Consider the following 19790-nt stretch of genomic DNA (forward strand, 5'->3'; position numbering starts at 1 on the left):
TTGAGACCCCGAGGGGTAGCACATCAATACAGCCGTCACAGAAGTCTGGCACCCGGATACGGACCGTGCACGGGTACGGCGGCGATCCCGGTGCGGTCCTGGATGCGTCCGGCCAGCTGCATGGAGTCCTCGGCCGAGCGCGCCACGAACATGATCGTCGGACCCGATCCGGAGACCTGGCCGGCCAGCGCGCCCTCCTCCATGCCGATCTCGATCATCTCCGAGAGTTCCGGCACCATGGTCGTCGCGGGGACCTGGAGATCGTTGGACATCAGCAGCGCCACGGACTCAGCATGTCCTGCCACCAGTGCCTGGATCAGCTCCGGCGACACGTCCGGTGCGGTCTCGGGTGTATCCAGGACACCATCGGCGCGCAACGTGTCCAGGGTGGTGTAGACCTGGGGGGTGGAGAGGCCCTGCGACGCGGGCACCAGCACCAGGTGCAGGGGATCTCTAGAGAGCAACGGCGTGAGTTCATCGCCGACGCCTCGGCCCACTGCCGCACCACCGGTCACAGCGAACGGCACATCAGCACCGAGGGGAGCACCGATGCGGGCCAGTTCGTCGCGAGAGAGCCCGGCTTCCCACAGACCGGCACAGGCCGCCAAGGCCGCGGCGGCGTCTGCTGACCCGCCGCCCATCCCCCCGGCGACCGGGACCTGTTTGGTGATCTCCAGATGGACTCCGTGCGTCTCTGCATCCAGTCCGAGGTGGTCACGAAGAAGCCGAGAAGCTCTCACCGCCAGGTTTGTCTCGTCCAGAGGGATGGTGTCAGGGTCGGCGAAGGCACTGGAGGCGTCGGAGATCGAGACGGTGATCAGGCCGTCGGCCCGGTGTGTGGCGGTGACCTCCTCGACCATCGATACAGCCAAGAACAAGGTCGCCAGCGGGTGGTACCCGTCCTCACGTGGCTCGCCCACGGCCAGTGATAGGTTCACCTTGCCAGGAGCCTGGGCAGTGGCATGCCCGAACAATTGGGCCGACGACGTGTAGGCGCTCACGAGGTGCTCTCCTGGTTATGCGGGTCCGGCCGATGTTGAGCGATCCGAGCAAAGTCCTCGATGCCCAAGACCTCTCCGCGGGCCTTGGGATCGACGCCGGCCGCCACCAGGGCGGCCTCCGCCCCTGCGGCGGATCCGGCCCATCCGGCCAACGCGGCACGAAGTGTCTTCCGGCGTTGAGCGAAGGCCGCGTCCACCACGGCGAACACCTCTTGGCGGGAGGCCGAAGTGACTGGTGGCTCCCGGCGGGTGAATGCCACGAGCCCGGAGTGGATCTTGGGTGCTGGCCAGAAGACGTTCATACCGATGGTCCCTGCCTTGCGCACTTGCGAGTACCAGGCAGCTTTGGCCGAGGGCACGCCGTAGGTCTTGGAGCCGGGGGCTGCCGCCAAGCGGTCAGCTACTTCGTCCTGGACCATCACCAGACCCTGCTTCAGGGACGGCAGCTCGGCCAGCAGGTGGAGCAGCACGGGCACCGCGACGTTGTATGGCAGATTGGCCACCAACGCAGTGGGAGACAGCTCTGTGGTTGAAGGCCGCACCTCAGCAAGGTCTTGTTCGGACACTGCCATGGCGTCTGCGGTCAGGACACTGAACCCGTCCACCGAGCCCGGACGGAACTCCTCCACGGTCTGCGGGAGACGCGCCGCGGGACCCGGGTCGATCTCCACAGCGGTCACCGCAGCGGCGGCATCCAACAGCCCGAGGGTCAGAGAACCCAGCCCTGGTCCGACCTCAAGGACATGGTCGTCTGCAGAGAGGTCAGCCGCCGCCACGATGCGCCGAATGGTGTTGGGATCGATCACGTAGTTCTGCCCCAAGGTCTTGGTGGGACGCAGATCGATCTCGGCTGCGATGCGGCGGATGTCCGCCGCGCTCAGCAGGGGGGCAGGAGTCTCAGGCACGCCTGTCATCCTACGTGGGGGGACAGACGAGTCTCCGATGCCTCAGAACTCCCCGTACACCCGCGTGGTGTTCTCCATGATCTGTGCTGCCATCTCCTCCGCGTCCAGTCCACGCACCTCGGCCAGGTGCCGCAGCGTCAGCGGCATCAGGTATGGGGCGTTGGGCCGTCCTCGGTGGGGGTGGGGTGTCAGGAAGGGCGCATCCGTCTCGACCAGGATCAGCTCCGGACGGGCCACTCTCAGCGCCTCGCGGAGCTCATCGTTGGCCTTGAAGGTCACCGGCCCGGCGAAGGACATGTACCACCCGTGCTCGTTGCAGATCCGGGCCAGCTCCGGCCCCCCGGAGAAGCAGTGGAACACCACGTGCTCGGGCAGCTCGGGGGCGGACAGCAGCAGCTCGACCACGTCATCGTGGGCGTCCCGGTCATGGATCTGCAGGGCCTTGCACAGCCGCACGGCCAGATCCAGGTGCCAGCGGAAGGACTCCTTCTGCACGTCCACGCCCTCGGGGCCAGTCCGGAAGTAGTCCAGCCCGGTCTCCCCCACCGCACGCACACGCGGGTGGTCAGCCAGCCGCTCGATCTCCGCCAGCGCCTCCTCCAGCCCACCGCGCTCAGCCAGCCGGGCGGCGTCATTGGGGTGGATGGCGACCGCCCCGAGCAGGCGAGGCTCGGCCTCGATCGCCTCGATGGTGAACCTGGCCGCCTCCACATTGCAGCCCACCTGGACCGCTCCGATCACCCCGACGGCGGCGGCCGCGTCCATCGCCTGCGTCACCGTGACCTTCACCAGACCATCGCGGAAGTCCAGGTGGGTGTGGTTGTCGACCACGGGAACCGGGAGCGGCTCCGGGGCAGGCGGGTACTCCAGGCGGCGACGGCGGCCTGACTTCTCCTCGGTGGCCGCGCGCTGAGGTCCGTCCTCGTCCGTAGACACGCCGTTGACCTCCGGCAGGTAGGCCGCCGGGACGGCTGAGTCGACGCGCTGGTGATCTGAAGTGCTCATGGTTTCCACTGTAGAACGGCGGCGATGCACCTATAGAGTGAACGGAACGCCCGCCCTCAGGAGGATCTGTGGACCACCCGCCCATCCAGCCCGGCACGGCGGCGTTCAGCGCCATCACCGCAGAGATCACGCGCGCCATGAACTCAGTGGTGGACGGCAAACAGGATGCTGTGCGCACCGCCCTGCGGGTGCTGCTGGCCGGTGGCCATCTGCTGATCGAGGACGTCCCCGGGGTGGGCAAGACCCTGCTGGCTCGGGCCCTGGCCAAGACGGTGGGCGGCTCGGTGAACCGCATCCAGTTCACTCCTGACCTGCTGCCGTCGGACATCACCGGTGTCTCGGTGTTCCACCAGGAACGGCATGCCTTCGAGTTCAGGCCGGGACCGGTCTTCGCGCACATCGTCATCGGAGACGAGATCAATCGCGCGTCGGCCAAGACCCAGTCCGCTCTGCTCGAGTGCATGGAGGAGCACCAGGTGACCGTGGACGGGACCACCCACCGGCTGCAGGAGCCCTTCATGGTGGTGGCCACGCAGAACCCGGCTGAATCCGAGGGGACCTACCCCTTGCCGGAGGCCCAGCGTGACCGGTTCATGGCTCGCATCACCATGGGCTATCCGGACAGTGCAGCTGAAGTCGCCATGCTCAAGCACCACATGGATCCTCTGGCAGAGCACTCGCCCCTGCAGCTGCTCCGGCAGGTCACCTCTCCAGACCAGGTGCTCCGCATGGTGGAGGCCGTGGCTCAGGTGCACGTCTCTGATGCCGTGGCGCAGTATGTGGTGGCACTGGGCAGGGCCACTCGTGAGCACCCGGAGGTCCGCGTCGGCGCCAGTCCGCGTTCCCTGCTCCAGCTGCTGCGTGCGGCCAAGGCCGAGGCCGCCCTGTCTGAACGGGATTACGTCACCCCGGAGGACGTGGTCACGGTGTCGGTCTCGGTCCTGGCCCACCGGCTGATCCTGCAACGGCGCAGCGGCGCCGACGAGGACCATGCCGAGAGGATCGTGGCCCAAGCCCTGCACATGGTTCCGGCTCCCACCCCGAACGCCCAGCGTTGACGGTCAGCCCTGTTCATCCATGACCGCCGCCTCGAATCCCCCCTCCGATCTGTGGTCCAGACTGCGTGCCAGCGCCCCGCGTCCCACGCTGCGCGGCGCGGCGGTGGCCGCCGTCGGCCTTCTCCTGGTGATCGCAGGTCCAGTGCTGGGACGGCGTGAGGCTGTGTCCATCGGTCTCTTCCTCCTGACAGCCTCAGCGCTCTCCCTGATCCTGTTGGCGTTGCGTTCAGCACTGAGCCGCGAGGCGGCTCACCACCGTGTGCTGATCCCGGACTCGGCCGCCGTCGGTGAACGGGTCCAGGTCAGATTCCTCTCAGCCGGCGGAGAGCAGCACGGGGGCCTCTCCCCCGTCGATCAGCTTCCGCCAACGCTGACGCGACGCTCGCAGCCGACCCGCCAGGCGGACGGCCCCGCGCCCGGGTACACCCTCATGGCCGGGCAGAGAGGCGTGTTCTCCGTGGGTCCGGCCACGGAACTGAGGAAGGGACCGCTGGGTCTGGCGCGCGGCCGCATCCTCCGTGCAGGCGTCTCACGGCTGAGGGTCCTGCCCCAGCTTCATGACGAGCAGGTCCTGGAAGAGCTGTTCCGCACCGGCCTGGGCGACGACCGATCGGCTGACCTGTTCGGTGTCCGCGGCTCGGCTGACGACCTGCTGGTGCGCGAGCACCGCCCCCGCGATCCGCTCTCTCGCATCCATTGGGGTGCCACCGCTCGGACCCGGCAGCTCATGGTCCGTCAGGAGGAGAGCACCGAGGACCCCCGGGCGGTGGTGGTCCTGGACCGCCGCGGGCGGTCCTACCCCCAGGGGCATCACACCGTGGACGCCGGGGACGGCACCAGCTGGATCACCGCTCCGCAGTTCGAAGAGGCTGTTCGGTTGGCGGCCTCCCTCCACCACGTGTTGGAACGCTCCGGTCAGGACGTGACGCTGCTCGACCACGAAGGCACCGTCCTGTCCTCGGACCTGGCGGATGTGCAGCTGGCACCCAGCACCCGTGAGGCCTCATGGATGGAGCGCCTGCCGCGGGGCACCACCACGGTGTTCGCCGTCCTGGGAGCCGGAGCCGATGCCGACCTCCCCCACCTTCGGCACCTGCCGGGCGTCACCCAGCGCACCGCGCTGCTGATGGGGCCCTCGTCCGCTCTCGAAGGCTGGCACCAGGCTGGGTGGGCGACTGTGGATGCGTCCGAAGGTGCACGGTGACCGCGCTGCGCTGGGCCAGCTCCCTGAGCGGAGGTCTGTTCGTGGCCGTCATGGTCATCGCTGCCACGGCCTCGCTGGACCATGTCTTCTCCGACGCCTGGCTGCCCGGCGTGGCCTTCCCCACGGTGATCGCATTGATCGTGGCCGAGGTGGTGAGAGGACTGGGCGGACGCCTCTGGCTGCCCGTGCTGGCCGGTGCCGCTGCGGGGGCCGTGACCGCTGTCCGGACCTGGTGGTCGGGCACCCTCGCAGGTGATCTGATCCCCACCCGGGACACGGTCTCTGCACTGCTGGCTGATCTGGAGCGGACCCAGCACACCGTCCGGGTCGAGCAGAGTCCCATCGAGCCGCACCTGCACGTCTTGGCGATCCTGTCCTTGGTCGTCCTGCTCATCGCCCTGATCGTCGAGCTGATCGCCCTGGGTCTGCGCAGCCCTGCAGTGGCCGGGGTGCCCGCCCTGGGGATCATCGCTGCGGGGGCAGTCCTCTCCGGTGAGATGACGCCGTTGCCTGCTCTCCTCTTGGCCGCCGCGGCCTGGCTCGGCCTGCTCGTGGCCGGGGACCACGCCTCGTTGCACCGCAGCGTCTCCAGCCCAGCTTCGCGCGGGCAGCCCGAGGACACCGGGGCCCCCTTGGGCCCGCTTCCCCCACGCCCGCCGCTGCGCGACCGGCTCACCTCGTTGACCGGAGCCGTCCTGGCGGGGGTCACCGCCCTGGCCGTGCTCGCGATGGGAGCCACACAGCTGGCCCCGATCACCACAGGCCTGGCACCCGAGGGCCACCGATTCCTGATCCAGGACGGTCCCGTCGACCCAGCCTCCGATCTCGGCGAGGCCCTGCGCCAGGGGTCAGGCCCGGTGGGCATCGAGTACCGGTCCAGCACCGGTCTGGGTGTCTACCTGCGCACGGCGGTCATCCATGATGTCACCGCTTCCCAGTGGGTTCCCCGAGAGACCGCAGGTGGAATGCCGCCCAATGGCACGGTGTTCACTCCCAGCGGCAGGAATCTGCGGAACATGGGTCCGACGGTCGGAATCCAGTACCCACCTGAGCTGGAGGAGGCCGTGATGCGCCCCTCGGAACAGTCAGTGGACATCGCGTTGACGCAGTACCGGGGCTCCTGGCTTCCGCTGGCTGACCAGCCCGTCGGCCAGACCGGCGTGCTGGCTGAGCAGGGCTGGGAATCGTACCCCCGCGCCTCCACGGTCCAGCGCAGCTCGAACCCCGCCGTGGACGCCCAGTACCGGTCTCGGTACTGGACGCTGCCTCTGTCCGCAGGGGAGATCTCCGAGCTCTCCGCGGGCTTCGGCATACCTCCGCCTGAGGCCTACCTCGGGCTGGAGGCCCCCGACGAATCGGCGGTGGGAACGCTGGTCTCTGATCCAGAGCTGGAGGGCGGCGAGATCCACCGCCTCGCCCAGGAGATCGCCGCTGAGGCCACCAGCCCCATTGAGATCGGACAGCTGCTCCAAGAGCACTTCCAGTCCGGCACGTACCGGTACTCAGAGACCGCCCCGGTGGACGAGGGGTACGACGGCACCGGGATCGAGATCACCGAGCAGTTCCTGCAGGCCCAGTCCGGCTACTGCATCCACTTCGCCTCAGCCATGGCCCTGATGGCCCGCTCCCTCGACGTGCCGGCCCGCATTGTGGTCGGCTACGCGCCCACCGGCGCAGACGCTGACGGTGTGCACCGCGTGGAGGCCGGATCAGCACACGCCTGGCCGGAGCTGTACATTTACGGTCTGGGATGGGTCCCTTTCGAACCGACTCCCACCGTGGGACGCGCCCCCACCTACACCCAGTCCGACTCCGGGCCCGCGCCGGAGGAGGTGCCCACCCCTACATCGGCACCGGCCCCAGCCTCAGAGCCCACACCCACGCAGACCTCTGCCGCACTGGATCCAGGATCCGATGCCGGAGACACGCCTGGGCCCGGCGTCGACACCCGAGCGGTGCTCACGGTGCTGATCATCGTGATCGGTGTGGCCGCAGTCGCCCTCCTGGCCCTGGCCCCTCACCTGGTCAGATCACGACGACGGCGCCGCAGGCTGGGCAGGCCCGCCTCGCCCTCCGCGGTGGACCGGTCCGCGGTCATCGCCTCCTGGCAGGAGGTCGAAGACACGGCCCTGGACCTGGGATGGGCACGCCATGGCCACGAGTCCGAGGAGGCCTTCGCCCGCCGCGTGAGCCGGGATGTGGGATCGGCCATGGGTCCTGGGTCGCAGACAGATCTGCTGCACCAGTTGGCCGTGGCCGCGCAGTGGGCGCGCTATGCGTCCGTGGACTCGCTTGCTCCCCCGGCTGCCGATGACGCTTCCAGTCACGCGGCCGCCGTCGTGGACCTTCTGGAATCCTCTGCGGAGTCTGCGTCAAGGCGCCGGGCCTGGTGGCTGCCGAAGTCCATGCTGAGACAGTGACAGACACCGCAGACCCGACCTCCTTTGAGGGGGGGAAGCGACTACGCGCTGAACACCGCCTTCTGAATATGATCCATCCGCCGTTGTGTCGTCACCTCGAACGAGTTGTCGGCAACCAAGTTAAGACCACGTTCTCTTGTATCTGCAAGCACCTCAGGATCGCCGATGATTCTGCGAAGTTCGGTTAGAAGTGCATCTACGTCTCGCTTCTTCACCGTCCACCCGATGTCGTGCTCCTCAACTAGTGGCGTCAAGGTTTCGTTATCAAAGCCAAGAATTGGTGCGCCACTACCCAATGATTCAAAGTACGTGCAGGAGGGATCTCCCTGCACATGCGGCATCACCATGACATCGATTCCTTCTTGGACAGCTGGCAGCCACTCAGTTCGAAAGTTCTTAAAGCCCTCGAAGTAGACATTGTCACCTGCTTCAGCTCGGAGGCGGTTCTCGAGCGCTCCTGCACCGAAAACGTACAACTCCACTGGGAGACCAGCTTCGGCAGCCCGGTTGGCAAGCTCGACTGCGAACTCGGGCCCCTTTATCGAGATCAAACGACCTGAAAAACCCAGCCGGAGCGGACGTGACCCATCCCACGGAGATACCGAACGAGCGGCTGAGATGTCACGGGACAGAACTCGGTGGTCTTGGAAAACCAATGGCTCGTTCACGAGGCCCCCATAGGACTTCATAGAAGCCGGGCCGTTGAACTGCGCCGACAGCGCGTGACGAAGGAGCCCACGCAGACGTTTCTCCATGCGGATCAACCCCAATGAGGCTCGCATCAATGAGATTCCGCGCAAGTGCGACCTGTTGATTCCGTGACGAATGCTCATAGTTTGCTCGCTAGTCAATACCACCGGTGTTCTCAGGTGCCTGACGAAGTCCATCTTCGGTGAGTGAAGTGCGGTGACGACATCAAGGTTCAAGTCTTCCACCGCTTCTACCGTCAAAGGTGTCATGACAATCTCGAACGGCAACTGAGACGCAGATACGAGCGTGGAATCAACCGACACTGCCGCAGAGGTCTCCCCTTCGGGCGCGACGACGACGATGGATCCGTCCCAGACTTCGGCCGCCGCGATCAATCCACTCAGGGCCCTGTCCTCGATCGCGTACTCTTCCCCATGCCGAACAATAGGAGCTGGGAGGACATGCCCCATTCTCAGTGTCATCATTCAAGCGTAATCGCTCATCCTCTGTCTCAATCTTCTGGCTCTAGCACAAGACGGGCCCGGCCTCCTCAGAGGAGACCGGGCCCGGTGCTCAGGGCGTCCGTGGACGCCGGGGGTTACTTCTTGGCCGCGTAGGGATCGGCGATCCCGATGTACTGCACGGTGGTGTACTCCTCGATGCCCTCAGCTCCACCTTCGCGCCCCAGACCGGACTGCTTCACTCCGCCGAAGGGGGCTGCGGCGTTGGAGATGACACCGGCGTTGAAGCCCACCATGCCGAACTCGATCTGCTCAGAGACCCGGAACATGCGGTTGACGTCGCGGGTGTAGAGGTAGGAGGCCAGACCGTACTCGGAGGCGTTGGCCAGCTCGATGGCCTCCTCCTCGGTGGAGAAGGTGGTCACCGGCGCCACCGGGCCGAAGATCTCCTGGCCCAGGATCGGGCAGTCATTGGGGACCTTCAGGACGGTGGGCTGGTAGAAGTAGCCCTCGCCCTCCATCTTGTCGCCACCCACGGCCACCTCTGCACCGGCTTGCACTGCCTCGGTCACCAGGGCGTGCACGTCGTCTCGGGCTCCGCCGTCGATCAGCGGGCCGACGGTGGCATCAGGCTCGGTGCCGCGGGCGGGCTTCTGTGCCTTCATGGCCTCGGCGAACTTGGCGGTGAACTCCTCGGCCACGGACTCGTGGACCAGGAAGCGGTTGGCGGCGGTGCAGGCCTCACCCATGTTGCGCATCTTGGCGGCGAGGGCGCCCTCCACAGCGGCATCCAGTTCAGCGTCCTCGAACACCAGGAACGGAGCATTGCCGCCCAGTTCCATGGAGGTCCGCAGCACGTTCTCGGCGGCATCGGCCATCAACCGGCGACCCACCGGAGTGGATCCGGTGAAGGAGACCTTGCGCAGACGACGGTCCTTCATCAGCGGCCCGGAGATGGCCGAGGCGGAGGAACCGGCCACCACGTTCAGCACGCCGGCAGGCAGGCCCGCCTCCTGCATGACCTGAGCGAAGAGCAGGGAGGTCAGCGGGGTCAGCTTGGCCGGCTTGAGCACCATGGTGCAGCCAGCGGCCACTGCAGGGGCGACCTTGCGGGTGGCCATGGCCAGCGGGAAGTTCCACGGAGTGATCAGCAGGGCAGGGCCGACCGGCTTGTGCTGGACCAAGATCTTGTTCTTGCCCTCCGGGGTGGTCAGGTAGCGCCCGTAGTGACGCACCGTCTCCTCGGAGAACCAGCGCAGGAACTCAGCACCGTAGGTGACCTCGCCACGGGCCTCGGCCAGCGGCTTGCCCATCTCCAGGGTCATCAGCAGGGCGAAGTCATCGGCCCGCTCGATCACCAGGTCGAAGGCCCGGCGCAGGATCTCAGCACGCTCACGCGGAGCCGTCAGCGCCCAGTCCTTCTGCGCAGCGGCAGCGGCGTCCAGAGCGGCCATGGCGTCATCGGTGTTGGCATCCTGGATGCTCAACAGCACCTTGCCGGTGGCCGGGTCCTCCACATCCAAGGTCTTGCCGGAGGAGGCATCACGCCACTCCCCGTTGATCAACAGTCCAGTCGGGATGGACTTCAGCAGCTCCTGCTCGCGCTCAGCGGTGACAGTCATGGGAACCTCTTTCCGGTCAGGTCGATCCAGTTCAGATTACTGACCAACGTAGTGGTGATCGGAAAGTAGGAGCAATGCGACAGGGCACTAAAGAAGTCCGCCTGTCCTGTGCATCCGCACCTCGTCTTTCAAGCGGGAGCCTTCGTTGGTGGAATCAAGCACCCCTGCACTGTTGAATGGGGGCATGAGCACAGCGGCACCAACATGGAGTGGGAAAAGAGTCGGCCTGGTCGCCGTAGGTGACCCACGTGACGCGAACGTTTGGTCCGGCACACCTGCAGGATTGCTGTCAGGTCTAACTCAGCTTGGGGCCAGCGTAGTGCCGATTAATGCTGCGCCACCGACGAAATTAGGAAATATTTGGGCTCGAATATGTGCGGGGGAAACGGCACCCACGCTGGAAAAGCTTGTCCAGGAGACGCGTCATTCGACAGAGTACGGACGAATTTACTCTGCAATGGCGCAACTTCGTTTGCCCAAGAATGTTGACGCTGTTCTCCAGCTGGGCACGGGGTATAGAGTCCGCCATGCCAACGTCGGCACCTTCGAGGACATGACTGTCCCTCAAGCTGTTCGGTACGGATGGGGACCGTTCGCTACCCTCCCGTCCAACATCACCGCAGGACGCCTAGCTCGCCAGAAGGAAGCACACGGATCAGCCCGGATTTGCTTCGCAGCGACGAGTTGGGCTGCTCAGTCGATAGTTGATGAATGCAACGTCCATCCAAACAAGGTCCATGTAGCAGGACTTGGGATCAACAGAACTCCCTCACATCCACAAGACCGGGACTGGTCTACTCCACACTTTCTCTTTGTAGGGAATGACTGGGAGCGTAAGAACGGTCAAAGTGTCGTTGACGCGTTTCAAATTGTGCAGAAATCGCATCCCCTTGCTCAGTTGAGTTTGGTAGGTGAGAACCAGCCTCGCATCTCACACCCGGGAGTGCATCAGTTCGGGCCTCTTCCGCTAAACGACGAACAGGCGCAGAACACCCTGAAGGATCTGTTCAGACGAGCTACTTGCCTCGTCCTTCCAAGCAGGCTGGAACCTGCCGGACTCGTGTACGCCGAGGCGGGAAGCTTTGGCGTTCCCTCAATTGGAACGACTATCGGTGGAGCAGGGGACATGATTGGCCCGGGAGGAATCCTGGTCAATCCCTTCAATACCCGAGACTTGACAGACGCCATGTTCACGATGAGCCGTCCAGCAGTCGTTCAGAACTACGGAGTTCTTGCCGAGAAACATTCCGCGAATTTAACTTGGAAATCAGTAGCAGAAACAATCCTTCAGAATCTGTTGCCGCCGAGTCACAGGCATTCATTCAAGGTTTGAATGGCCACGCTGTCTTGACCAAACCATATGAACTTGGTGTATGGCACGAAATCCACCTCACCAGACACGTCATCAACACCCCCTAGGGACACAATTACACACTGTTTGCTGTCATCGAATAGTCCTGCCCAGAATCCATGGGCTTCCCGACTATCGTCGGATACGACATTCGACTGAGAGTTGAATCCGACCCAGGCAAAGCCAGCGTCGATGTGACGAGCGGGCGTCGAATCGGACACGAGGCCTTGCGCGGTTGCCCAAATCGCAGCACTACTTGCCCATGCATTGGTGGCAATAAGTGCGGAAACTATTGCAAGGCCCAGCTGGCCGGCAAGAACAAGGCCAAATCTTCTTCGATGCAGATGCACACCTCTCAAGAGGAGTATTGCCAAAGGTGCCAAAAGTGGGTACAAGTACCTCTCGAACATGCCCTGACCAATTGCTGTCTGAGCGAAAATTCCCACCGCGTATATTCCGATGAACACCAGCAGGAGTACCGAAGCTGGGACGAACGGACGTGCTCTGATTTCCGTAACGCGTGAGGCAACGACTGCAGCACTAACTACCGACACACCCGCAAGGCCGGCCATGACTGCACTCGGAATCACATCTCTGGTTCCGTGAAACATGGCCACGTAGGCACCGCTACTGGACAAGTAGTTGCCCAGGAGTAGCCCGTCTCCGAACCGGATCAACACAAGAACTCCTGCAGCAGCCGCAACCGCACTAGCGATCCAACCAGCCCGACTAGCTGGTAGACGGGCTGAACCCCAGATTAGAGGAGCGCAGATCAGAAGCAATGTGCACCAAGCCATAATATTCGAGCTAATAGCATAATTGAATGCCAGGGAAACTTCAGGTGGATCATCGGAAGGAATGCTTCTGCGCCAAACCTCGAATCCGACGAAAGAGATCACGCAAACCACAGCCGCAACTGATAGCAGAAGGCGCTTCTCACGACGCTTCGCCCACCCAACAATGACGACCGCGGCAAGCGCGGCCAGCGCCTGCTCCCGGATCGTCACGCCCCACAAACCAAAACCGGTGGACATCCATAGATTCACAGCGCGCCCATAAGTTATGAACCGCACACCAAAGAACAGGCTTCCAGCCACGGCTGCCATCATCGGCACATCTGTCATATATGATGTCGCAAGTAATGCGAAGCCCGGCGCGAGTACGACTGTCGAAGATACGAGTAGACTGCCAATTCGAGGCAGAAATTCTCTCGCAGTTGCATAAGTGAATCCAACCACCAAGCCTGCGCACACAACAACGAATAGGTGCTGGGCTGTTATAGAGCCTGCAACTATACCCAATGGAATCATCATTCCAACCATGGATGCCCTGTTGAATCCGACCAAGTGAAATTGACCTGATTCAGCGAACTGTTGAGCAATCCGGCTGTGCGCCCAGGAATCATTATGTGGGATCCACGCGGCGCCCGCATATATTGCAACCACTAGGGGTAACAGGGCCCCCACCCCGATTAATGACACCAGCCAAAGAAGGTCCCTGTGTGACCACTGAGGTACGAATATGTTCCTCTCTTCTGCAACTCCCGCTGGACGTCGATTGACGTGCCGACTCATCTCGAGATGTTCCTCCCTCAGGGCCACTCGCGGGTGACTTTTGCCCGCGGTGATTCGCGACTAGCACCTCCATATGCGCTTATGCGCTGCCTCAATCGTGCTGCACCATGAATCACTGCGGTGGTGCTGACCCGTAGACTGATCGAGTCAAACCACAGAGACATCGACATCTGGCTGAGGATTTCAGAAGGCGCAAGAGGAGATATATGCCGAACGTTACAGCCAGCACTTCTCGAAATAAACGACGACACGGATTGGGCCTGTTGCTCAATCGCCGCACTCGCGCACGCCTAATCCTTGCTTTCATCGGCTCAGGAATCGTCGCCTCCACCGAGATCGTCGCCCTCGCCGTGGTGGTCCCCATCATGTCCATCATGGCTGGCGAGGAACCGACCTTGGGACCCTTGGGTCCGGCGAACGAGTTCTTCGGCATTACTTCTGAGCAGACCGCCATCTGGCTGGCGGCGATCCTCTTCGGCGCGTATCTGATCAAGGGCATCGTGGGATTGGGATACCGGTGGTGGGTCGGAGGCTTCCTGGCACGGCAACAGGTCGACACCTCCTCCAAGCTCTTCAGCTACTTCCTTCGAGCGGACTACTCACTCCATCTGCGTCGCACGCAGGGTGACTTCATCCGCAGAATGAACGATGCGGTCAACGCCACCTACTCGGGCGTAATCATGGGCGTCGTCTCCATTGCCACCGAGTCCTTGACCGTTCTGGCGATTCTGGCAGCCCTCCTGATCGCTGACCCCATCCCTGCCCTGGGCATGCTGCTGTATTTCGGCGTCACCTCGTTGATCCTGTACAGCTTCACCAAGCGCTATGCACATGCCACAGGCCTCAAGCTGCTGTCCTCCGCTGAGCAGATCTTCAACTTCGCTGTGCAGCCTTTGGCCAACATCAAAGATGTCAAGCTCCGTGACAACTCTGCGGTGTTCGTGGAGAAGTACCGCGGTGCCCGCTGGATCTCTGCCCACGCCGGACGTGTCTCCGCGTTCCTGACGGAGCTTCCCAAGTTCGTCCTGGAGATCCTCTTCATCGGCGGTGTGGCGTTGCTGACGGTGTTCCTGTTCGCCTCGCAGAACTCCGGCGCCGCTGTAGCAACCTTGGCGCTGTTCGCCGTCGCAGGATTCCGTCTGCTCCCGTCGCTCACGCGGCTGATGGCCTCAGTCAATCTGGCCAGGGTGAACCTCCCCAGCCTGGACATGGTGGTGGACGAGTTCATCACCATGGACAAGAAACTCGTAGTGCGGACTTCAGCTCCAGAGCCCATCACCTTGACCTCAGACATCACGCTGCAGGACGTGGACTTCCACTACGAAGGCAGTGAGCACGCTGTCCTGTCTGACATCTCCGTGACCATTCCCGTGGGCACCTCCATGGGAATCGTCGGCACCAGTGGCGCCGGCAAGTCCACTCTGGTCGATCTCATCATGGGGTTCCATCGTCCGAGTGGTGGCGTGGTCACGGCCGACGGTGCGGATATCCATGCGAACATCCGCGGGTGGCAGCAGCTGATCGGCCTGGTTCCCCAGGACGTGCACACCCTGAGCGCCACGGTCCTGGAGAACATAACCTTCCTGGACGACCATCCGGATCGTGACCGAGCCGTCCTGGCCGCCGAGCGCGCGCAGCTCGCGCCGGTCATCGAGAACCTCCCGCAGGGATACGAGACCCCGATCGGGCCCGGCGGAACCGGGCTCAGCGGTGGGCAGCGGCAGCGCCTCGGACTGGCCCGTGCCCTCTACCGCGACCCGTCGCTGCTCGTTCTGGACGAGGCCACGTCAGCGCTGGACAACGAGACCGAGCACCATGTCACCCAGGCAATCCAGAACCTCAGCGGTGAGACCACTGTCCTGGTCATCGCCCACCGCCTGTCCACGGTTCGCCACTGCGACCGCATTGCCTTCATGGAGAACGGGCGGATCGTGGCCTACGGGACCTTCGACGAGGTGGTCTCCCAGAGCCCGTCTTTCGCGCGGCTGGTCGAGTTGGCAAGTCTGTCCAAGGACGACGAACTCTGACCCTCAGCCGTTCTTCCGCCCCGCCACCACCGCGTTGTACAGCTCCTTCTTGTTGGCCCCGCGGGCCGCCGCCACCGTGGCCACGGCGTCCTTGAGACGTGTCCCGGAGGCCACCAGCACCTCCACGTCCTGCACCTGTCCGGTCACGTCCGTGTCCGGTGCGGCGGTGTGCCCCTCGGTCACGATCACGATCTCGCCGCGCACCTCGCCCTCCCCCGCCCAGCTGCACAGCTCCTCCAGGCTGCCTCGCCGGACCTCTTCGTAGAGCTTGGTCAGCTCGCGAGCCACGCACGCGCGCCGGTCAGCCCCGAAGGCCTCCCGCAGCGCCTCGAGCGACGAGGCCAGCCGCCGGGGCGATTCGAAGAACACCAGCGTCCGGGCCTCCCGCGCCAGCTCCCCCAGCAGCCGCGCCCGCTCTCCGTCCTTGCGCGGCAGGAACCCCTCGAAGGCGAACCGGTCCGTGGGCAGGCCGGACAGGGCCAGCGCCGTGGTCACCGCGCTGGCCCCGGGCGCACACGTCACGGGCACCCCGGCCTCAGCGGCCGCACTGACCACGCGGTAGCCCGGGTCAGAGACCAGCGGCATGCCGGCATCCGTCACGACGACGACCAGGTCACCGGAGCGGGCGGCCTCCAGCAGGTCCTGGGTGGACTCGCGCTCGTTGTGCTCATGGTGGCTGACCACCCTGCCGGTGATCTTCACTCCCAGCCCCTGGGCCAGGTGGTGTGCCCGGCGGGTGTCCTCGGCGGCCACGATGTCCGCGGTGGCCAACAGCTGCTTGAGCCGATCGGTGGCATCGGCCAGGTTCCCCAGCGGGGTGGCCGCCAGCACGATCTGTCCGCCGCCGTCAGGACGCTCCACGCTCTGTGCACTCATGCCCTTCATGCTGGCACAGCCCGTACCATGACAGGGTGCGCCCGCCCGAGACCTCCACCGTGCTGACCCCGGCCCAGGCGTACACCGAGACCACGCTGCGGCTCCGGCTGCTCGGCGAGCGCTTCCACCCCGGCCACTGGGGCTGGATCGTCCCCCTGGTGGTCACCGTGGTCGCGGGGATCCTGAGGTTCACCCGCCTGGACCACCCCGACTCCCTGATCTTCGACGAGACCTACTACGTCAAGGACGCCTTCACCCTCCTGCAGGCCGGATACGAGCTGAACTGGCCGGACGACGCCAATGAGGCCTTCGCCGCCGGAACCGCCTCCCCGGAGGACACCGCCGAGTACGTGGTCCACCCTCCCTTGGGCAAGTGGCTGATCGCGCTGGGCATGGCCGCTTTCGGGACCGACCACGGCTTCGGCTGGCGCTTCTCGGCGGCGCTGGCCGGCACCCTGTCCGTCCTGCTCACCGCCCTGATCGCCCAGCGGATGTTCCGCTCGGTGTTCCTGGGCGGTGTGGCCGGGATCCTGTTGGCCGTGGAAGGTCACCACCTGGTGCTCTCCCGCACCGGCCTGCTGGACATCTTCCTCTCCTTCTTCGTCCTCGCAGCGTTCGGCGCGCTGCTGATGGACCGGCACCACGGCCGATCCCACCTGGCCACACGCCTGGCCGCCGCGGCCGAGCGCGGAGGCGGGGTGCCGTCGTCGGGAATGCTGGCCTGGGGCCCCTGGTTGGGGTGGCGGCCCTGGCGCCTGCTGGCCGGGATCCTGCTGGGGGCCGCCTGCGGCGTGAAGCTCTCCGGGCTGGCGTTCATGGCCGTGTTCGGGCTGATGACCGTGCTGTGGGACATGAACGCGCGCCGTGTGGCCGGGATCCGGAACTGGCTGGCCGCTGGGGTGGTCAAGGACGGGCTGTTCGCGTTCGTGGCGGTCGTGGTGGTGGGCGCCATGGCCTATCTGGCCACCTGGACCGGCTGGCTGCTCACCCAGGGCGGCTACAACCGCCAGTGGCACACCACCCACCCGCCGCAGCAGTGGTGGGAGCACCTGCTCCCCGGGCCGCTGCGCTCCCTGGCCGACTACCACCTGCAGTCCACGAGATTCCACGGCGGCCTGGCCAGCCCCCACGACTACGCCTCCAACGCCTGGACCTGGCCCTTCATGGGCCGGCCCACCTCCTTCTACTACGAAGGGCACGACGACGGCTCCGGCACCTGCGGGGCGACGACCTGTTCCGAGGCCATCACCGACCTGGCCAACCCGATCATCTGGTGGGCCGGACTGCTGGCGTTCCTGGTGCTCGTGCTGGTGTGGCTGGGCCGGCGCGACTGGCGGGCCGGTGCGCTGCTGGGCGCCTACGCCGCCGGACAGCTGGTGTGGTCCCTCTGGCCGGACCGCACCATGTTCTTCTTCTACACCGTGGCCTACGCCCCGTTCCTGGTGCTGGCCGTGACCATGGTGCTCGGGCTGCTGATGCGCCTGGGCGGAGAGCCGATGCGCCGGCGCAACACCGTGCTGGTGCTGCTGTTCGTGGCTGGTGCCGTGGCCCTGAGCGCGTTCTTCATGCCGGTGTGGACCGGTGAACAGATCCCCTATGAACACTGGCGCATGCGGATGTGGATGAACAGCTGGATCTGAGTGGGGCGATACGCTGGAGGAGATCATCCCACCGCCAGACCAGCGCAGTGCACTGCGTGGAGAGTTGAGCCCGTTCCATGAAGGAAACCAGCACCGAGCAGGCGGCGCAGCTGCCAGCAGACTCGAACATCACCGACCTGGTCCTGCAGGCAGCTGCTGCAGATCCGCACGCCGCCGCCTATGCGGTGCGCAACGGCGCCGGCGGCTGGCTGGACGTGTCCTACACGGCGTTCCTGGACCAGGTGCGCGCGGTGGCCAAGGGGCTGATCGCCCACGGCGTGACCCCGCACTCGCGCGTGGGCATCATGGCACCCACCAGCTATGAATGGGCGGTGATCGACCAGGCCACCTGGTTCGCCGGGGCCGTCTCCGTGCCGATCTACGAGACCTCATCTCCCCACCAGGTTCAGCACGTGCTCACCGACTCCCAGACGCGGGTGGTCTTCACCTCCGCCGAGAAGCAGTCCACCGCCGTGCGCAGGGCCGCCGAGGCCATGGGCGCAGACGGTGAGGGCGTGACGGTGGTCCCCCTGACCGCGGACGGCCTGGCGGAGCTGGTGCAATACGGCGAGCAGGTCAGCGACGAGCAGCTCGAGGCCGCGCGCAGCACCCCGGTGCTGTCCGACACCGCCTCCCTGGTCTACACCTCCGGGACCACCGGACGGCCCAAGGGCACCCGGATCACCCACGGCAACTTCGCCGAGGGAGCGGTCAACATCCTGCCGTTCGCCTCCGAGATCGTGGGCATGGAGGACTCCCGCACCCTGATGTTCCTCCCTCTGGCCCACGTGCTCGCCCACGCCGTCCAGGTGATCTGCCTGGTCGGACGCATCCAGATCGCCCACGCCTCGGACCTGAAGACCCTGACCGCAGACCTGGCCTCCTTCCACCCGACCTGGCTGCTGGCCGTGCCACGCGTATTCGAGAAGCTGGACGCCGGGGCCCTGGAGAACGCACGGCAGGGCGGCAAGGAGAAGATCTTCACCGCCGCCCGCACCACCGCGATCCAGTACTCCGAGGCCCTGGATGCCCAGTCACGGGGAGAGGGATCCGGCCCCGGGATGGCCCTGCGCGCCAAGCACGCCCTGTTCAACAAGCTCGTCTACCCCAAGATCCGGGGCATCCTGGGCGGCAGCGCCCGGTTCACCGTCTCCGGTGCGAGCCCGCTGAACCCTGAGCTGGCGCATTTCTTCCGCGGCGCCGGGCTGGGCATGCAGGAGGGCTACGGTCTGACCGAGACCACCGCCCCGGCCACCCTGAACATCCCCGGCATGACCCGGGTGGGCTCCGTGGGCCTGCCGATCCCCGGCACCACGGTGCGGATCGCCGATGACGGCGAGGTCTGGGTCAAGGGGATCACCGTGTTCTCCGGGTACCACAACCTGCCCGAGGAGACCGAGGCCTCGTTCGAGGACGGCTACTTCAAGACCGGTGACATCGGGGAGCTGGACGAGGACGGCTTCCTGTACATCACCGGCCGGAAGAAGGAGGTCATCGTCACTGCCGGCGGCAAGAACGTGTACCCCACTCCCCTGGAGGAGACCATCCGGTCCTCCAGCGTGGTCTCCCAGGTGGTCGTCGTCGGGGACAACCGACCCTTCGTGGGCGCCCTGGTGACCCTGGACCCGGACGGACTGGCCACCTGGTGCAAGAACTGCGGCCGTGAGGGTCTGACCCTGGATCAGGCCGCCCAGGACGAACATGTCCGCGCCGAGGTGCAGAAGTCCGTGGACGCCGCCAACGCCCATGTCTCCCAGGCAGAGTCCGTGCGCAAGTTCGTCATCCTCGACAGCGAGCTCACCGAGGAGTCCGGTCACCTCACCCCGTCCCTGAAGCTGCAGCGCAAGAAGGTCATGGACGACTACTCCGCCGCCATCGAGGAGCTGTACCGGCGCTGAGGTCAGGCCTGAAGGAACAGAAGAGGCCGCGGCATGCAATGCATGCCACGGCCTCTTT

14 protein-coding genes are annotated in these 19790 nt (G+C 65.1%); 7 read left to right on the top strand and 7 right to left on the bottom strand.

Annotated elements, in window-relative coordinates; genetic code table 11:
* Positions 1-35: 35 nt before the first annotated feature.
* Genes BM355_RS10205 through BM355_RS10215 form a run of 3 tightly spaced genes read right to left on the bottom strand, consistent with a single transcriptional unit; the run spans position 36 to position 2911 of the window.
* Entirely contained in the window at positions 36-1001 is a 966-nt protein-coding gene (locus BM355_RS10205; protein WP_091698066.1) for a 4-(cytidine 5'-diphospho)-2-C-methyl-D-erythritol kinase, read from the bottom strand.
* A complete protein-coding gene (rsmA, locus tag BM355_RS10210) occupies positions 998-1906 on the bottom strand; it encodes a 16S rRNA (adenine(1518)-N(6)/adenine(1519)-N(6))-dimethyltransferase RsmA (RefSeq protein WP_425435622.1) in 909 nt (302 codons plus the stop codon). Before rsmA ends, BM355_RS10205 begins: the two co-directional genes overlap by 4 nt.
* A 42-nt stretch (positions 1907-1948) precedes the next feature.
* Positions 1949-2911 (bottom strand): TatD family hydrolase, encoded by a 963-nt coding sequence (locus BM355_RS10215; protein WP_091698071.1) that lies wholly within the window; start codon positions 2909-2911, stop codon positions 1949-1951.
* A 137-nt stretch (positions 2912-3048) separates the two neighbouring features.
* On the opposite strand from BM355_RS10215, the gene BM355_RS10220 reads away from it, so the two are divergent.
* Genes BM355_RS10220 through BM355_RS10230 form a run of 3 tightly spaced genes read left to right on the top strand, consistent with a single transcriptional unit; the run spans position 3049 to position 7593 of the window.
* Positions 3049-3969, top strand: a complete 921-nt coding sequence (locus BM355_RS10220; protein ID WP_091698204.1) for an AAA family ATPase — start codon at positions 3049-3051, stop codon at positions 3967-3969.
* Positions 3970-3988: 19 nt separating this feature from the next.
* A complete protein-coding gene (locus BM355_RS10225; protein ID WP_143109476.1) occupies positions 3989-5173 on the top strand; it encodes a DUF58 domain-containing protein in 1185 nt (394 codons plus the stop codon).
* Complete coding sequence (locus BM355_RS10230) at positions 5170-7593, top strand: transglutaminase TgpA family protein (protein ID WP_143109477.1); 2424 nt, start codon at positions 5170-5172, stop codon at positions 7591-7593. Before BM355_RS10225 ends, BM355_RS10230 begins: the two co-directional genes overlap by 4 nt.
* A gap of 41 nt (positions 7594-7634) precedes the next feature.
* Here BM355_RS10230 and BM355_RS10235 read toward each other — a convergent pair whose 3' ends face one another.
* Together BM355_RS10235 and BM355_RS10240 are read right to left on the bottom strand one after the other, a co-directional pair.
* Entirely contained in the window at positions 7635-8765 is a 1131-nt protein-coding gene (locus BM355_RS10235) for a glycosyltransferase (protein WP_177227919.1), read from the bottom strand.
* Between the two features lie 116 nt (positions 8766-8881).
* Positions 8882-10366 (bottom strand): NAD-dependent succinate-semialdehyde dehydrogenase, encoded by a 1485-nt coding sequence (locus BM355_RS10240; protein WP_091698079.1) that lies wholly within the window; start codon positions 10364-10366, stop codon positions 8882-8884.
* Positions 10367-10550: 184 nt separating this feature from the next.
* Here BM355_RS10240 and BM355_RS10245 point away from each other — a divergent pair, with 184 nt between their 5' ends.
* Positions 10551-11699 carry a glycosyltransferase family 4 protein gene (locus BM355_RS10245; protein WP_091698081.1) on the top strand — a complete coding sequence of 383 codons (1149 nt, stop codon included), beginning with the start codon at positions 10551-10553 and terminating at the stop codon, positions 11697-11699.
* On the opposite strand, the gene BM355_RS14155 is transcribed toward BM355_RS10245, so the two are convergent.
* On the bottom strand, positions 11675-12841 hold the full coding sequence (locus BM355_RS14155) for a hypothetical protein (RefSeq protein WP_143109478.1): 1167 nt from the start codon (positions 12839-12841) through the stop codon (positions 11675-11677). The genes BM355_RS10245 and BM355_RS14155 overlap by 25 nt on opposite strands.
* A 656-nt stretch (positions 12842-13497) precedes the next feature.
* Here BM355_RS14155 and BM355_RS10250 point away from each other — a divergent pair.
* The gene (locus BM355_RS10250) at positions 13498-15318 is read left to right on the top strand and encodes an ABC transporter ATP-binding protein (protein ID WP_091698083.1); all 1821 of its coding nucleotides are present in this window, start codon (positions 13498-13500) and stop codon (positions 15316-15318) included.
* A gap of 3 nt (positions 15319-15321) precedes the next feature.
* On the opposite strand, the gene rsmI is transcribed toward BM355_RS10250, so the two are convergent.
* Complete coding sequence (rsmI, locus tag BM355_RS10255; protein WP_091698086.1) at positions 15322-16194, bottom strand: 16S rRNA (cytidine(1402)-2'-O)-methyltransferase; 873 nt, start codon at positions 16192-16194, stop codon at positions 15322-15324.
* A gap of 35 nt (positions 16195-16229) precedes the next feature.
* On the opposite strand from rsmI, the gene BM355_RS10260 reads away from it, so the two are divergent.
* Positions 16230-17834: a dolichyl-phosphate-mannose--protein mannosyltransferase gene (locus BM355_RS10260; RefSeq protein ID WP_091698088.1), complete on the top strand. Its 1605-nt coding sequence runs from the start codon at positions 16230-16232 to the stop codon at positions 17832-17834.
* Between the two features lie 77 nt (positions 17835-17911).
* On the top strand, positions 17912-19732 hold the full coding sequence (locus tag BM355_RS10265) for an AMP-dependent synthetase/ligase (RefSeq protein ID WP_091698091.1): 1821 nt from the start codon (positions 17912-17914) through the stop codon (positions 19730-19732).
* Positions 19733-19790 lie beyond the last annotated feature (58 nt).

Origin of the sequence: Micrococcus terreus (assembly GCF_900116905.1) — a bacterium.
In the GTDB taxonomy this organism is placed as follows: Bacteria; Actinomycetota; Actinomycetes; order Actinomycetales; family Micrococcaceae; genus Citricoccus; species Citricoccus terreus.

Bases quoted from the DNA above. Each gene is read 5' to 3' on its own strand.
- BM355_RS10215 (WP_091698071.1), bottom strand. From the start codon at position 2,911: ATGAGCACTTCAGATCACCAGCGCGTCGACTCAGCCGTCCCGGCGGCC.
- BM355_RS10220 (WP_091698204.1), top strand. From the start codon at position 3,049: ATGAACTCAGTGGTGGACGGCAAACAGGATGCTGTGCGCACCGCCCTG.
- BM355_RS10225 (WP_143109476.1), top strand. From the start codon at position 3,989: ATGACCGCCGCCTCGAATCCCCCCTCCGATCTGTGGTCCAGACTGCGT.
- BM355_RS10235 (WP_177227919.1), bottom strand. From the start codon at position 8,765: ATGACACTGAGAATGGGGCATGTCCTCCCAGCTCCTATTGTTCGGCAT.
- BM355_RS10240 (WP_091698079.1), bottom strand. From the start codon at position 10,366: ATGACTGTCACCGCTGAGCGCGAGCAGGAGCTGCTGAAGTCCATCCCG.
- BM355_RS10245 (WP_091698081.1), top strand. From the start codon at position 10,551: ATGAGCACAGCGGCACCAACATGGAGTGGGAAAAGAGTCGGCCTGGTC.
- BM355_RS14155 (WP_143109478.1), bottom strand. From the start codon at position 12,841: ATGACAGATGTGCCGATGATGGCAGCCGTGGCTGGAAGCCTGTTCTTT.
- BM355_RS10250 (WP_091698083.1), top strand. From the start codon at position 13,498: ATGCCGAACGTTACAGCCAGCACTTCTCGAAATAAACGACGACACGGA.
- rsmI (WP_091698086.1), bottom strand. From the start codon at position 16,194: ATGAGTGCACAGAGCGTGGAGCGTCCTGACGGCGGCGGACAGATCGTG.
- BM355_RS10265 (WP_091698091.1), top strand. From the start codon at position 17,912: ATGAAGGAAACCAGCACCGAGCAGGCGGCGCAGCTGCCAGCAGACTCG.